Here is a 13096-nt window from a genome sequence, read left to right as displayed (position 1 = left end):
GGTGTCAACAGTAAAATTAGCGCGTCATTTCAATTGGTTAATTAATCTTCAAATTCAGTATTAATGCGTGTTTGGTGAGCGATAATCGTCGTCTCCCCGGGTATCGCGTAACCGCTCCATGGGGTTCTGGCGATAAAACTGGATGAAACGCTGCCATAAGGCAGGAAAACGCGGAGCAAATAATTCAGGAGCACTGAAAAAATACTCGGATAGCACGGCAAAGCATTCAGCAGGATCGGTCGCTGCGTAGGCATCTATACTGCACGCAGTTTCACCAACCAGATCGATCTCATCCTGAATATTGTTCATTGCAGCATGCAGGTCGTGTTCCCAACCGGCGATATCGCGCAGGGGAATCGCCGGAATACCGCTGGCACGATCGCCATTACGCATATCAAGCTTGTGCGCCACTTCATGGATGATCAGATTAAAGCCGGAGGCATCAAAGGAATCCTGAATATCAAGCCAGTTGAGGATTATCGGGCCTTGTTGCCAACTCTGCCCGGACTGTACCACGCGTTGATTATGCACCAGCCCAATATCGTCTTCCCATTCATCGTCTACGACAAATGGGGCAGGGTAGATGAGAACTTCATGAAACCCGTCGAGCCACTCAATCCCCATTTCCAGAACAGGTAAACAGAATAGCAGAGCAATGCGCGCACTTTTTAGCGGGTCCAGCTCAAACCCCTGAAGAGCGACTAATCTTTTTTGTTGTAAAAAGCGCTCGGCCAGGGCAATAAGTCTGGCTTGTTCTTGCTCGGTGAGATTCACCAAAAGGGGAATAGCCAGGGCGTCGTCCCACGGCCAATCGTCACTCCGGGTTGCTTCTTGTTCTTTCCAGGGCCACTTAATCATCGTTTTGCTCGCAAACTCGTCACTTGAACGAAATTGACGGAACTGGGTCTGTTAAAATGCCAAATTACCTGGCATCATGGCAACCGCCAAAACGGAGAGATGCCAGAGCGGCTGAATGGACCGGTCTCGAAAACCGGAGTAGGGGTAACTCTACCGGGGGTTCAAATCCCCCTCTCTCCGCCACTATTCAAGCACTTGCACGCCTTGCTTTCAACGACAGTTCTCATGGATGTCTTTTTCTTTGAGTATCCTCACAAGTTTATCGTTGTAATGCCCGTGTGATAAAAAATACGCTTCGTATAATGAAAAAGCCCGCTTTATAAAAAGCGGGCTTGCCTGTTTGTGCATCAATTAGAACTGATAGACTAAACCAACGGCAACGATGTCATCTGTCGCAATACCATTGCTTTCATAGAAGTTGTCGTCTTCGTCCAGCAGGTTGATTTTATAATCAACATAGGTGGACATGTTTTTATTGAAGTAGTAAGTCATCCCCACATCAACATATTTAACCAGATCTTTGTCGGTGTAGCGTGGATTGCCATTGCCGTCGTATTCCCAGCCACCTAAATCAACGCCTTTAGACATCAGGAAAGAAACTGCTGGGCGCAGACCAAAATCAAACTGATATTGAGCGGTCGCTTCAAAGTTTTGCGTTTTATTAGCGATACCGCCAGCAAGTCCATCACCTGAACCGTAATAGGTCATATTGCGAGTTTCAGAATACATGGCTGCCAGGTAAACGTTGTAGGCATCATATTTAGCGCCAACGGTCCAGGCATCTGCTGTTTCACCGCCAGCGTAGCTATTGACATGAGTACTATCGCCACGGCCACGGGAAACCTGGTCATTGGTACGGTCAGAGCTGGAGTATGCGGCACCCAGGCTCAAACCGAAGTCGAAGTCATAGGAGGTAGACATACCGAAACCGTCGCCATTTTCTTTCGCCAGTTTTCTACCTTTACTATTACCAGAACCTTCTTGATTTGCGCTGCTACCTTCGTTGTTACCCTGGTACTGCAAGGCAAAGTTCAGACCATCAACCTGACCAAAGAAGCCTTTATTACGGTAGGTAGCAACACCGTTGGTACGACCGGTCATATAGACGTCGGTCTGGGCATAAGTATCACCCCCAAATTCCGGCAGCATATCGGTCCAGGCTTCTACGTCATAGACGACGCCATAGTTACGACCGTAATCAAAGGTACCGTTCTCACCAAATCCAAAGCCCGCGAAAGCCAGACGAGTCCATGAATCGCCTTTGTCACCATCGGTGCCGTTGGCTTGAATGTTATATTCCCACTGACCATAGCCAGTTAGGATATCGTTGATTTGCGTTTCGCCTTTGAAACCCAGACGTGCATAGGTCTGATCGCCGTCGCTGCCTGCGTCGTCAGAGAAATAACGCAGAGCAGCAACTTTACCGTACAGATCCAGTTTATTGCCGTTCTTATTATAAATTTCAGCCGCATTTGCTGCGCTTGCAGCTAATAAGGCAGGGAGAAGCAGTGCCAGTACTTTTCTTTTCATTATGTATTCCCTTTATATAATAATTAAAATGAATGTGTAACACTATCTGAAAGACTACATTTGAATACTATCTATGAAGTTCATTTAATTTTAAATATAACATGTAACAAATGTATTTAAGATATTTCAAAGTGTTTCATTGTTGCTTTTATATAATTAAAATTGCATGGCGTTCGAATTAATATTATCCATATAAATGTATTTTTTATCATATAGTTATGATTTCTTTTATTCTATCTTGTTGAATGTATATAATTGATATTTGTTATTTATTTTGCATGCGGGATTATAATTGATCTGCTTGTTTTGAATAATGGATTTATATATCCATTATAGTGATGCTTATTAAGTGAATGATATGTATTGATGATAAAAAGCGTCGACGGTAGTCTGACATGAGAATTGTTGCTAAGGTGGTTTTCTTTCTGCGAAGAGCGAGAGTATGGAACTACAGTACTGGCAGTCGAAATTTGAAGCATGGTTACGTGACAATCATTCCGGGCACGACGCTGCCCATGACATCTTTCATTTTCGTCGCGTCTGGATGACATCACAAAAGTTGAGCATGGATGTGACCGTAGACTGGCTGGTGGTGCTGACGGCGTGCTACTTTCACGATCTCGTCAGTTTGCCGAAGAACCATCCCGATCGTCATCGTTCGTCGGTACTGGCAGCCCAGGAAACGCGTCGCGTTTTGAAGCGTGATTTCCCTGATTTCCCACAACAACGATTACCTGCCGTGTGCCATGCTATTGAGGCGCACAGTTTCAGCGCCAAAATCGTACCAGAAACCCTTGAAGCCAAAATCGTGCAGGATGCTGACCGGCTTGAGGCGTTGGGCGCAATTGGTTTAGCACGGGTATTTGCTGTGTCCGGCGCGTTAGGCGTGGCGCTGTTTGATGCGGAAGATCCGTTTGCCCGACAGCGTAGCCTTGATGATAAACAGTACGCACTCGATCACTTCCAGACCAAATTGTTGACGCTGCCGCTGACGATGCAAACTGAACACGGTCGGCATTTGGCGCAACATAATGCTGACTTCTTACTGATGTACATGGCGAAGCTGAGTGCGGAGTTAAAAGGAGAATATGAAATGCTGGATCTTGACGCGATTCAACCCTTTAAGCTGCGTTAGTCGCCAGTACAGCCGCAACGTCAACCGCGCTAATTTATGTTAACCTGTCAGCTATCCATTTCGGCCGGTTAAATGTATGCAGGATAATTTTTCAGTAGCAGGTTCCATGAACCCGATGGCAGATGATAACGAGGCCGCCGCACAGGTGATTTTGGCTAAGTTGCTTGAAATATATGACGTGAAAACGCTGGTTGCTCATCTGAATGGTGTTGGCGAGAACCGCTGGAGTCCGGCCATCTTCAAGCGAGTGGTTGCCAATGAAACGTGGCATCGCCTCAGCGACGGTGAGTTGGCTCATCTGAACGACTTGCTGCCGAGGCCGCCTGCGCATCATCCACATTATGCTTTTCGCTTTATCGATCTTTTTGCCGGTATTGGCGGCATTCGTCGCGGCTTTGAGGCGATTGGCGGGCAGTGCGTGTTTACCAGTGAGTGGAACAAGCATGCGGTGCGCACCTACAAAGCGAATTACTACTGCGATCCTCACCAGCACCATTTTAATGAAGATATTCGCGATATCACCCTCAGTCATCATGATGGGGTGAGTGACCAGCAGGCGGCGGAACATATCCGCCAGCATGTTCCGCAGCATGACGTGCTGCTGGCGGGATTTCCTTGTCAGCCATTCTCTCTGGCCGGTGTATCAAAGAAAAACGCGTTAGGGCGGGCTCATGGCTTCGCCTGCGATACGCAAGGCACACTTTTTTTTGACGTGGTGCGCATCATCGATGCGCGTCGGCCGGCAATATTTGTGCTCGAAAACGTCAAAAACCTGAAGAGTCACGATCAGGGGAAAACGTTCCGCATCATTATGCAAACGCTGGATGAGCTGGGTTATGACGTGGCTGATGCACACGATAACGGGCCGGACGATCCGAAAATTATCGATGGTCAACATTTTTTGCCCCAGCATCGCGAACGTATTGTGCTCGTCGGCTTTCGCCGCGATCTGAATCTGAAATCAGACTTCACGCTGCGCGATATTGTCTCCCGCTATCCTCAGCGGCGTACGACGCTGGCGGAGCTACTTGAGCCGACCGTCGATGCCAAATATGTGCTCACGCCGGTGCTGTGGAAATATCTGTATCGTTATGCGAAAAAGCATCAGGCACGGGGCAATGGATTTGGCTATGGCATGGTGTATCCCGGCAATCCCGATTGCGTAACGCGCACATTATCGGCGCGTTACTATAAAGATGGGGCGGAGATCCTGATCGACCGCGGTTGGGATATGGCGCTGGGTGAAAAGGATTTTGATGATCCGCACAATCAGCGATACCGTCCGCGCAGGCTGACGCCCAGAGAGTGCGCGCGCCTGATGGGATTTGAATCACCTCAGGGCTATCAGTTCAGGATCCCGGTGTCGGACACACAGGCTTATCGTCAGTTTGGTAATTCGGTGGTCGTCCCGGCATTTGCGGCGGTAGCCAGACTGCTGGAGCCAAAAATCAAACAGGCGGTTGCTATTCGCGAGAAAGAGAAACTGCATGGCAGACGTTCACGATAAAGCGACGCGCAGTAAAAATATGCGGGCGATAGCAACCCGCGATACCGCAATTGAAAAACGCCTTGCCAGCGTACTGGCAGAGCAGGGGGTAACGTTTCGCGTGCAGGATGCGACGTTACCCGGTCGTCCCGATTTCGTGGTGGATGATTATCGTTGTGTGATTTTTACCCACGGCTGTTTCTGGCATCATCACAACTGCTATCTATTCAAAGTCCCCGCCACACGAACAGCGTTCTGGCTGGAAAAAATAGGCAAAAATGTTCAGCGTGACGCGCGGGATTGTGAAAAATTGCAGGCTCTGGGCTGGCGCGTACTGATTGTCTGGGAGTGCGCCCTGCGTGGGCGCGAAAAGCTGGGGGATGACGCGTTGTCCGAACGCGTCATCGAGTGGATCTGCGGCGGTGGCGCAAGTGCGCAGATCGACACCCTCGGTATCCATTTACTGTAACGTCTTTTCCGACGGGGTCGCAACGGCGTCCGCTTTAATGGGAAATAAGTATTTACCGAGTGTGACCAGTACCACCGCAAATACAATCACGCCAAGCGCCAGCCATTCGATGGGCGCCAGACTTTCTCCTCCCAGGCCGGTACCTAACAGTACGGCGACAACCGGATTAACGTAGGCATAGCTAGTGGCTAATGCCGGGCTGACGTTGCGGATCAAGTACATATACGCGTTGATGGCAATAATAGAACCAAACACGGCCAGATAGGCGACCGCCATAAAGCCTGAAAACGTCGGCATAGTGGTCAACTTTTCCCCGGAAATCAGCGAGGCGCACATCAGCACAATACCGGCGGCTAACATTTCAATGGCTCCGGCCATCATGCCAACGGGTAACGTTATGCGCGAGCCGTACACTGAGCCAAACGCCCAGCTTATCGAACCTATCAGGATTAAAATTGCTCCCCATGGATTACCACTCAAATTACCACCGCTGTTCAGCATGATGATCCCCGCGAGTCCAATTGCGATCCCCATCCATTCAAGTTTGCGTGTTTTGATGCCAAAAAAGTGGCTAAAACACAGCGTAAACAGCGGGACGGTGGCGACCACTACGGCGGCAATACCGGAAGGCACATTTTGATGTTCTGCGACGGTGACCAGTCCGTTACCGACAGCCAGCAGCAGGATACCAATTAACGCGGCGTTCAGGAGCACGCGCAGAGGCGGCAGCTTATGTCCGCGGATAAGTAAGAATGCTGTTAATAAAATCCCCGCAGAGAGAAAACGAACGCCAGCCATCATCAACGGCGGCCAGCTTTCAACGCCAATGCGAATAACGAAGTACGTGGAACCCCAAATGATGTACAGCGCGAAAAGCGCACTGAAAAGCGGTAGCAATTGCCTGAAACGCATAATCCCTCACGGTGGAAATAAAAAGGTGCAACATAGTAAACGTTAAAACTATCTTGCTGGCGAGATTTATAATTACGTGCTGATGTTAAAAATTTGTTGACCAGAAAGGTCAGTTTCAGCATTGCGTGTTTTACTTCATACTTATGACTGCAAAAAAATAATATTGAGGGTAAAAATTTTGGCAGGAAGTAGCTTATTGACCTTACTCGATGATATCGCCACTTTGCTGGATGATATCTCTGTCATGGGAAAACTGGCCGCGAAAAAAACCGCGGGTGTGCTGGGCGATGATCTGTCGCTTAACGCGCAGCAGGTGTCGGGTGTGCGGGCGAACCGCGAACTCCCGGTGGTCTGGAGCGTAGCGAAAGGATCGTTTGTTAACAAAGTTATCCTTGTGCCGTTGGCGCTATTGATAAGCGCCTTCATTCCCTGGGCGATCACCCCCTTATTAATGGTAGGCGGGGCGTTCCTCTGTTTTGAAGGTGTAGAAAAAGTTCTCCATACCCTGGAAGCGCGTAAGCACAAAGAAACCCCGGAAGAGCGTCAGCAGCGTCTGACATCTTTGGCAGCGCAAGATCCACTCACCTTTGAGAAAGACAAAATCAAAGGGGCGATACGTACCGACTTTATTTTATCTGCTGAGATTGTCGCGATTACGCTGGGGATTGTAGCGGATGCGCCATTGTTGAATCAGGTGTTGGTGTTATCTGGCATCGCGTTAGTGGTGACAGTGGGGGTCTACGGCCTGGTCGGGATTATCGTTAAGCTCGATGATATCGGATACTGGTTGGCAGAAAAGCGCAGTACGCTGGCCCAGTCGCTGGGTAAAGGATTGCTGGTCGTTGCCCCCTGGCTTATGAAAACACTTTCCGTGGTCGGCACGCTGGCGATGTTTTTGGTTGGCGGCGGAATTGTGGTGCACGGAATAACACCGCTGCATCATGCGATTGAACATTTTGCCCAACAGCAAAGTGCATTGATTGCGCTGATGCTTCCGACCCTGCTGAATCTGGTGCTCGGATTTATCATTGGCGCAATAGTGGTGCTGCTGGTGAAAGGTGTCGCCAGAGTGCGCGGAGTTTCGCACTAATTGTCGCAGGGTTGATTACGCAAAACCCTTCTTTGTCGTCTAAGGTGTAAAGGTTTCTCTTGATACAGGAGGCAGGTATGGTCTTTTCTGTCAGTGAGGAAGTCACCTCCAAAGAGGGTGGCCCACGCATGATCGTTACCGGGTATGCCAGCGGAATGGTGGAGTGTCGCTGGTACGACGGCTTTGGCGTCAAACGGGAAGCATTCCGTGAAGATGAACTGGTGCCGGGCGAGCGAAGAAAGCTCTGCCAGGATGCCTGAACACCTGGGGTGCGCGTAACCGGGTGATCTTTCAATCATTAGTTATATTTATCATTTTAGTGAGAATTATTTACTTGTCAGGCAAAAAAATTGCAGATAAGGTTTGTTTCACATCAGATTTCCTGGTGTAACGAATTTTCAAGTGCTTCTTGCATAAGCAAGCTTGATCCCGACCCGATAAGGGCCGGGATTTTTTTCGCCCTCAGTCAGCGATTGATCTCCGACACGCTAAAATCATGGATATCAAGCTCGAACGCGTCGGCCAGTTCATGCCACGTGTGGTAATCACGTCCGTCGACGCTGACGCGTTCCGGGTCATCCTGACTGCGATGAATTTCACTCTCGCAGATTTCGTTGATTGCCTTCAGTAGCGCGTCCACATCGACGCTGACTTCACGTTTGGCCGTATCGCTGTACTCTTTCGCGGTTTTCATCCTCATACCTCTCAACCGTTAAGGATACCGGGGGAGCGCATCCAAACATCAGATACGCACAACTTAAGTATAGACCGTCGATAAAACCCGCAATCGCGCGAGGCGGGCGCTGCCAGAAAAAGGAAATTGTTCTACACTGGCACAAAGCCACAGGAGGAAAACTATGAAGGTGAATGATCGGGTCACAGTCAAAACGGACGGCGGTCCTCGTCGACCGGGCGTGGTACTGGCTATCGAAGAGTTTAGTGAAGGCACCATGTACCTGGTTTCGCTGGAAGACTACCCGCTCGGTATCTGGTTCTTTAATGAAACAGGTCATCAGGATGGTATCTTCGTGGAAAAAGTAGAATAAGGTGAGTTTTGCTGCATGATCCTGACTGGTGGATTCGCCACCAGTCAGAACGTGTTAGCGCGTATTCACAAAGATACCATTGGTAACGTTATCGGTGAGTCTCACAACGTGATAGATAACTTGCTTATTATGCGTCTTTATCTTTCGTTTTATATTCCCCTTATGGGATGACACGGTCTTGGCCTTGATATTCATTTGGTCGGATATCTGTATTGTTCCCTGACCCTCCATCCACATGCGTAGCATGCTGGACTCGGTACGGCTCAATGATAATGTCGGTAGATTCACATCAATGACAAAATCTACTTCTTTTTTCAGAATATCGCCAAGGAGTTCATCCAGTGAATCTGGTTTAATCGACTTAGAACTAATCAATAAATTTTTTCTGACTAATAGATACTCATCAAAATGCACGTTGGCAATTGCCATAAACACAATAAATAATGTGCCGGGATGCTGATTAATGATTTGCTTTATTTGCTGGCTATTAGCAGGATCGTGGATAAAGCAGTCCTCATTAATAAACACCACAGCGGGCTGTTGAGAGACACAGGCGAGACTGAGCTCCTCAACGTTGGAAATGTTGTTGATTTCCCTTTTCTTCACCCCCCGACTTACCAGATATCCGGTCAACCCTAGCCGGGTGTAACTGCACAAATCCATAATAATCGTTGACATGGCATACCCTCACTCAATGCGTAACGATAATTCCCCTTACCTGATTATTTTCATCACAACTAAACGGAATAATAACGACCCAAGATGACGCTTTCGCTGTTTTTCAGGCGAAATTACTATCCCGTAAAGTTGCGTATAATTTGCCAGGAAACATCTTAAAGTAAAGTAAATGTTGCGTTATGTGAGTGAGTCAATAATAAATAAACCGCGACAGAGATATCCTGGTGGATGTTGTCGCTTTTTAAATTTAGGACAATCCTTAGTAAAACAGGATAAAAATTAAGGGTTATTATTTTCCGGGCATTTCGCTGACAATATCAGCCAACAAATTAAAAATTTCGCTGAATAATCGCTCGCAGAATGGCGCAATTAATGGCATCAGGGCCGCCATTAATGAAATACCCACGGCGAGGGTGAGTGGAAAACCGATGACGAAAATCGACAACTGAGGAGCCATGCGATTCAGCAGACCGAGTGCGAGGTTTAGGGTGAGTAGCAGCGTCATTATCGGCAGGGCCAACATTAGCCCGTTGAGGAAAATCAGGCTACCCGCCCGCGCCAGCGCGAGAAACGCATTGCTGTTCACCGGATTGCCGCCGATTGGCAAGGTATGAAATGTATCCACCAACAGCGAAATAAGCCACAAATGGCCGTTAAAAGTCAGGAATAACAGCATGGCGAGCATGTCGATCAGTCTCGCCAGTACCGGCATATTCAGACGGCTGCCGGGATCAAAGAAGGTTGCGAAGGAGAGACCCATTTGCAGACCAATCAATTCCCCGGCGGTACGTACTGCCGCGAAGGCAAACTGCATAGTGAAGCCCAGAGCGATGCCGATCAGGATTTGTTGCATTGCCTGCCATAGCGCCACGATAGAAAAGATAGGGACGTCTACCGGGGGAATCGACGGAGCGATAACGACGGTTATCATTAACCCCAGCCCCAGTTTTACTCGTTTGGGGATCGCGCGCTCGCTGAGAATTGGAGCCGTTGAGATGAGCGCCAGGATGCGCAGCAAAGGCCAGAAGTAAAGATTCAGCCAGTGGAGCCACTCAACGCTGGTCACCTGCAGCATAATGTCATCTACCCGATGATGTAGGGGATATTGCTGAACAGCGTACGCACGTAGTCGAGCAGCAGGTTAAGCATCCACGGGCCGGCAACAATGATGGCAATAAAAACCGCGACAATTTTGGGAATGAAGGACAGCGTCATTTCGTTTATCTGGGTCGCCGCCTGCAAAATACTGATGATAAGACCTGTGACGAGGGCGACCAACAGCAAAGGCGCGGCAAGGGCCAGGGCGACTTTCATCGCCTCTGTGCCCATCATCATGACCGATTCAGGTGTCATTTCGCGCCTCTAACTGTAAAAGCTTTGAGCTAGCGAGCCGACAAGCAATTGCCAACCGTCTACCAACACAAACAGCATCAGCTTGAACGGTAGCGCGATCGTGGCCGGGGGGACCATCATCATCCCGAGCGCCATCAGCACGCTGGCGATGACCAGGTCGATAATCAGAAACGGAATAAAAATGGTAAAGCCTATCTGGAATGCCGTTTTCAGCTCGCTGGTGACATAGGCTGGAAGCAAAATCCGCATCGGTACGGCTTCTGGACCCTGTAGGGGACCGCTGTTTGCTAAGCGCGCGAAGAGTGCCAGATCGGCTTCACGGGTCTGGCGCAACATAAACTCGCGCAGCGGCTGTGCGCCTTTCTCCATGGCTTCCTGCATAGAGATTTTCTCTTCGCTGAACGGCTGATATGCGTCGACGTAGATTTTGTCGATTACCGGCGACATGATGAAAAAGGTCAAAAATAGCGCCAGGCCCAGTAGCACCTGGTTCGGGGGGGCCGAAGGGGTTCCCAGCGCATTTCGTAACAGACCGAAAACGATGATGATGCGGGTGAAGCTGGTCATCATCAATAAAATGGCGGGCAGGAACGTCAGCGAGGTGATAAACACCAGCGTTTGCACGGGTAAAGACCAGCTTTGTCCGCCGCCAGGCAGCGGCTGGCTAACCAGACCCGGGAGCTGGGCGAGGGCTACTGGGCTGAAAAGCCATAAGCCTGCCAGCGTGATGGATAACAAACGGCGCATCAGGATCTCCCGGGACGCTTAAGCAAACTCTTCATCATGGCCTGGAAATCCGCGGGGGAGGCCGGTTTTTCTTCTGCATCAGCAGGCGCCGGGGGCAGGGTGTGCAACACGTTAATTTGCGAGGCCGTGACGCCCAGTACCAGGCGCGCATCTTCAACCTCAACAATCACCACGCGCTCACGTGGACCCAGTGAGGTACTTGCCGCAACTTTCAGTCCGCGCGTACCGGCGCTTTTGGGGGCAAACCCCATACGCTTAATCACCCAGGCTGCAGCCAGGATCAATACGATGATCCCAAGCAGCGCGCCGCTTACCTGAACCAGCGGTGAGCCGGGTACGGCGGCTGGCTGAGAAACTGTAGCCTGGGTATTCATGATTAACGGCTCAGACGGCGCATGCGTTCAGATGGGGTAATAATGTCGGTGATACGTACGCCGTATTTGTCTGCGACAACCACCACTTCACCCTGGGCAATCAGGTAACCGTTGATCAGGATATCCAGCGGCTCGCCCGCCAGACCATCCAACGCGACGACCGAACCCTGCGTCAGACGCAGCAGCTCTTTGATGGTCATGCGGGTTCGGCCCAATTCGACGGTCAGTTTGACCGGAATGTCCATGATCAGGTCGATGTCCTGCAAGGCACCGCTGACGTCGCCGCCACCTAACTGCTGGAATACCGCATCGGCCGCACTTTTGGTGGGCGTAGTTTTTTGCTCGTTTAACGCGTCAGCCCACAGATCGTCCAATGCACCAGTGTTCTCATCGGACGGATTATTCATATCACTCATTTGGGCTGTTCCTCATTCAGCGAATTCAAAATCGGGTTTATCAGATGTTCTACGCGTAACGCATACTGACCGTTCACCGTGCCATACTGGCTGGTCAGTACAGGCACGCCGTCCACATGAGCAATAATGCGGTCGGGTTTTTCAATCGGCAGTACATCGCCGGGTTTCAGTTTTAAAATCTGGGATAGCCGTAGCGGAATGTCAGCAAAGTTTGCCACCAGCTCCAGCTCAGAATGCTGAACCTGACGCACCAGATTATTGCGCCAGTTCTGATCTTCATTACGCGAGTTTTCCAGCGGCGGGTTCACCAGCAGCTCACGCAACGGTTCAATCATGCTGAATGGCAGACAGATGTTAAATTCACCGGTCAGGTTGCCAATTTCAACGTGGAATGGGGTATTGACCACGATGTCGTTAGGAGACGTGGTGATATTGGTAAATTTCACCTGCATCTCGGAACGAACGTATTCCACTTCCAGCGGATTGATGGCCTTCCACGCGTCGCTGTAGCTTTCCAGCGCCAGCTTCAGCATGCGGTTGATAACGCGCTGTTCGGTATGGGTAAATTCACGGCCTTCCACTTTCGTCGGGAAGCGGCCATCACCGCCGAACAGGTTATCGACGGCGATAAATACCAGACTCGGTGAGAACACCACCAGACCCGTACCGCGCAGCGGCTTCAGGTGGATTAAGTTCAGGTTGGTCGGAACCGGTAAGTTGCGCGCAAACTCGTGGTATGGCTGGATACGGATCGCACCCACGGTAATATCCGGGCTACGGCGCAGCAGGTTAAATAATCCCATACGGAACTGGCGCGCGAAGCGTTCGTTAATGATCTCCAGCGCCTGTAAACGCTCACGTACCACGCGGCGCTGGGTGTTGGGATCGTAAGGACGAATATCGCTTTCTTTTGCGATACCGGAAATGGGTTCGTCTTTAGTTTCGCTATCGCCATTAAGCAATGCGTCGATTTCAGCCTGAGAAAGAATACTGTCGCCCATG

General features: G+C 49.9%; 17 protein-coding genes and 1 tRNA gene. 7 read left to right on the top strand and 11 right to left on the bottom strand.

Annotated features, from left to right (window positions below):
• Window positions 1–60 precede the first annotated feature (60 nt).
• Window positions 61–858 carry a DgsA anti-repressor MtfA gene (gene mtfA, locus B9P82_RS23485; protein ID WP_047357950.1) on the bottom strand — a complete coding sequence of 266 codons (798 nt, stop codon included), beginning with the start codon at window positions 856–858 and terminating at the stop codon, window positions 61–63.
• A gap of 93 nt (window positions 859–951) precedes the next feature.
• Between mtfA and B9P82_RS23480 the strand changes: the two genes are divergently transcribed.
• A tRNA-Ser gene (locus tag B9P82_RS23480) sits at window positions 952–1041 on the top strand.
• Between the two features lie 168 nt (window positions 1042–1209).
• On the opposite strand, the gene ompC is transcribed toward B9P82_RS23480, so the two are convergent.
• On the bottom strand, window positions 1210–2388 hold the full coding sequence (ompC, locus tag B9P82_RS23475; RefSeq protein WP_101701032.1) for a porin OmpC: 1179 nt from the start codon (window positions 2386–2388) through the stop codon (window positions 1210–1212).
• Between the two features lie 442 nt (window positions 2389–2830).
• On the opposite strand from ompC, the gene B9P82_RS23470 reads away from it, so the two are divergent.
• From B9P82_RS23470 to B9P82_RS23460, 3 genes are all read left to right on the top strand, one after another.
• Window positions 2831–3523 carry a phosphohydrolase gene (locus tag B9P82_RS23470; RefSeq protein WP_101701031.1) on the top strand — a complete coding sequence of 231 codons (693 nt, stop codon included), beginning with the start codon at window positions 2831–2833 and terminating at the stop codon, window positions 3521–3523.
• A 76-nt stretch (window positions 3524–3599) separates the two neighbouring features.
• Window positions 3600–5030, top strand: coding sequence for a DNA cytosine methyltransferase (locus B9P82_RS23465; protein WP_101701030.1), 1431 nt, complete (start codon window positions 3600–3602; stop codon window positions 5028–5030).
• Window positions 5011–5478, top strand: coding sequence for a very short patch repair endonuclease (locus B9P82_RS23460; protein WP_047357991.1), 468 nt, complete (start codon window positions 5011–5013; stop codon window positions 5476–5478). Before B9P82_RS23465 ends, B9P82_RS23460 begins: the two co-directional genes overlap by 20 nt.
• Here B9P82_RS23460 and yedA read toward each other — a convergent pair.
• Window positions 5470–6390: a drug/metabolite exporter YedA gene (gene yedA / locus B9P82_RS23455; RefSeq protein WP_016156848.1), complete on the bottom strand. Its 921-nt coding sequence runs from the start codon at window positions 6388–6390 to the stop codon at window positions 5470–5472. The genes B9P82_RS23460 and yedA overlap by 9 nt on opposite strands.
• Before the next feature lie 178 nt (window positions 6391–6568).
• On the opposite strand from yedA, the gene B9P82_RS23450 reads away from it, so the two are divergent.
• Both B9P82_RS23450 and B9P82_RS23445 read left to right on the top strand, forming a co-directional pair.
• Window positions 6569–7480, top strand: a complete 912-nt coding sequence (locus B9P82_RS23450; RefSeq protein WP_016156847.1) for a DUF808 domain-containing protein — start codon at window positions 6569–6571, stop codon at window positions 7478–7480.
• 77 nt (window positions 7481–7557) lie between these two features.
• Window positions 7558–7740: a YodC family protein gene (locus tag B9P82_RS23445; protein ID WP_016153498.1), complete on the top strand. Its 183-nt coding sequence runs from the start codon at window positions 7558–7560 to the stop codon at window positions 7738–7740.
• 206 nt (window positions 7741–7946) lie between these two features.
• Here the strand turns inward: B9P82_RS23445 and yodD are convergent, their stop codons facing one another.
• Window positions 7947–8174 carry a YodD family peroxide/acid resistance protein gene (gene yodD / locus B9P82_RS23440; protein WP_003030417.1) on the bottom strand — a complete coding sequence of 76 codons (228 nt, stop codon included), beginning with the start codon at window positions 8172–8174 and terminating at the stop codon, window positions 7947–7949.
• Window positions 8175–8337: 163 nt separating this feature from the next.
• On the opposite strand from yodD, the gene dsrB reads away from it, so the two are divergent.
• Entirely contained in the window at window positions 8338–8526 is a 189-nt protein-coding gene (gene dsrB / locus B9P82_RS23435) for a protein DsrB (RefSeq protein WP_016156846.1), read from the top strand.
• Window positions 8527–8580: 54 nt separating this feature from the next.
• Here the strand turns inward: dsrB and rcsA are convergent, their stop codons facing one another.
• The 7 genes from rcsA to fliM all read right to left on the bottom strand — a co-directional run bounded on the left by rcsA (window position 8581) and on the right by fliM (window position 13095).
• Window positions 8581–9204 (bottom strand): transcriptional regulator RcsA, encoded by a 624-nt coding sequence (rcsA, locus tag B9P82_RS23430; RefSeq protein WP_016153497.1) that lies wholly within the window; start codon window positions 9202–9204, stop codon window positions 8581–8583.
• Window positions 9205–9493: 289 nt separating this feature from the next.
• Window positions 9494–10279: a flagellar biosynthetic protein FliR gene (fliR, locus tag B9P82_RS23425; RefSeq protein ID WP_016153496.1), complete on the bottom strand. Its 786-nt coding sequence runs from the start codon at window positions 10277–10279 to the stop codon at window positions 9494–9496.
• An 8-nt stretch (window positions 10280–10287) separates the two neighbouring features.
• Window positions 10288–10557 (bottom strand): flagellar biosynthesis protein FliQ, encoded by a 270-nt coding sequence (gene fliQ / locus B9P82_RS23420; protein WP_003030425.1) that lies wholly within the window; start codon window positions 10555–10557, stop codon window positions 10288–10290.
• A gap of 9 nt (window positions 10558–10566) precedes the next feature.
• Entirely contained in the window at window positions 10567–11304 is a 738-nt protein-coding gene (gene fliP / locus B9P82_RS23415; protein WP_006684053.1) for a flagellar type III secretion system pore protein FliP, read from the bottom strand.
• Window positions 11304–11681 carry a flagellar biosynthetic protein FliO gene (fliO, locus tag B9P82_RS23410; RefSeq protein WP_029139581.1) on the bottom strand — a complete coding sequence of 126 codons (378 nt, stop codon included), beginning with the start codon at window positions 11679–11681 and terminating at the stop codon, window positions 11304–11306. The genes fliP and fliO overlap by 1 nt, the downstream gene beginning before the upstream one ends.
• Complete coding sequence (gene fliN, locus B9P82_RS23405; protein ID WP_003030433.1) at window positions 11681–12094, bottom strand: flagellar motor switch protein FliN; 414 nt, start codon at window positions 12092–12094, stop codon at window positions 11681–11683. The genes fliO and fliN overlap by 1 nt, the downstream gene beginning before the upstream one ends.
• Window positions 12091–13095, bottom strand: coding sequence for a flagellar motor switch protein FliM (fliM, locus tag B9P82_RS23400; RefSeq protein ID WP_003030434.1), 1005 nt, complete (start codon window positions 13093–13095; stop codon window positions 12091–12093). Before fliM ends, fliN begins: the two co-directional genes overlap by 4 nt.
• Between the last annotated feature and the right edge of the window lies 1 nt (window position 13096).

The sequence above is a fragment of the Citrobacter sp. L55 genome (assembly GCF_002850715.1).
Classification (GTDB): domain Bacteria; phylum Pseudomonadota; class Gammaproteobacteria; order Enterobacterales; family Enterobacteriaceae; genus Citrobacter; species Citrobacter braakii.
Note: the sequence above shows the minus strand (reverse complement) of the source record. Positions and strands in the feature narration are given on the sequence as shown.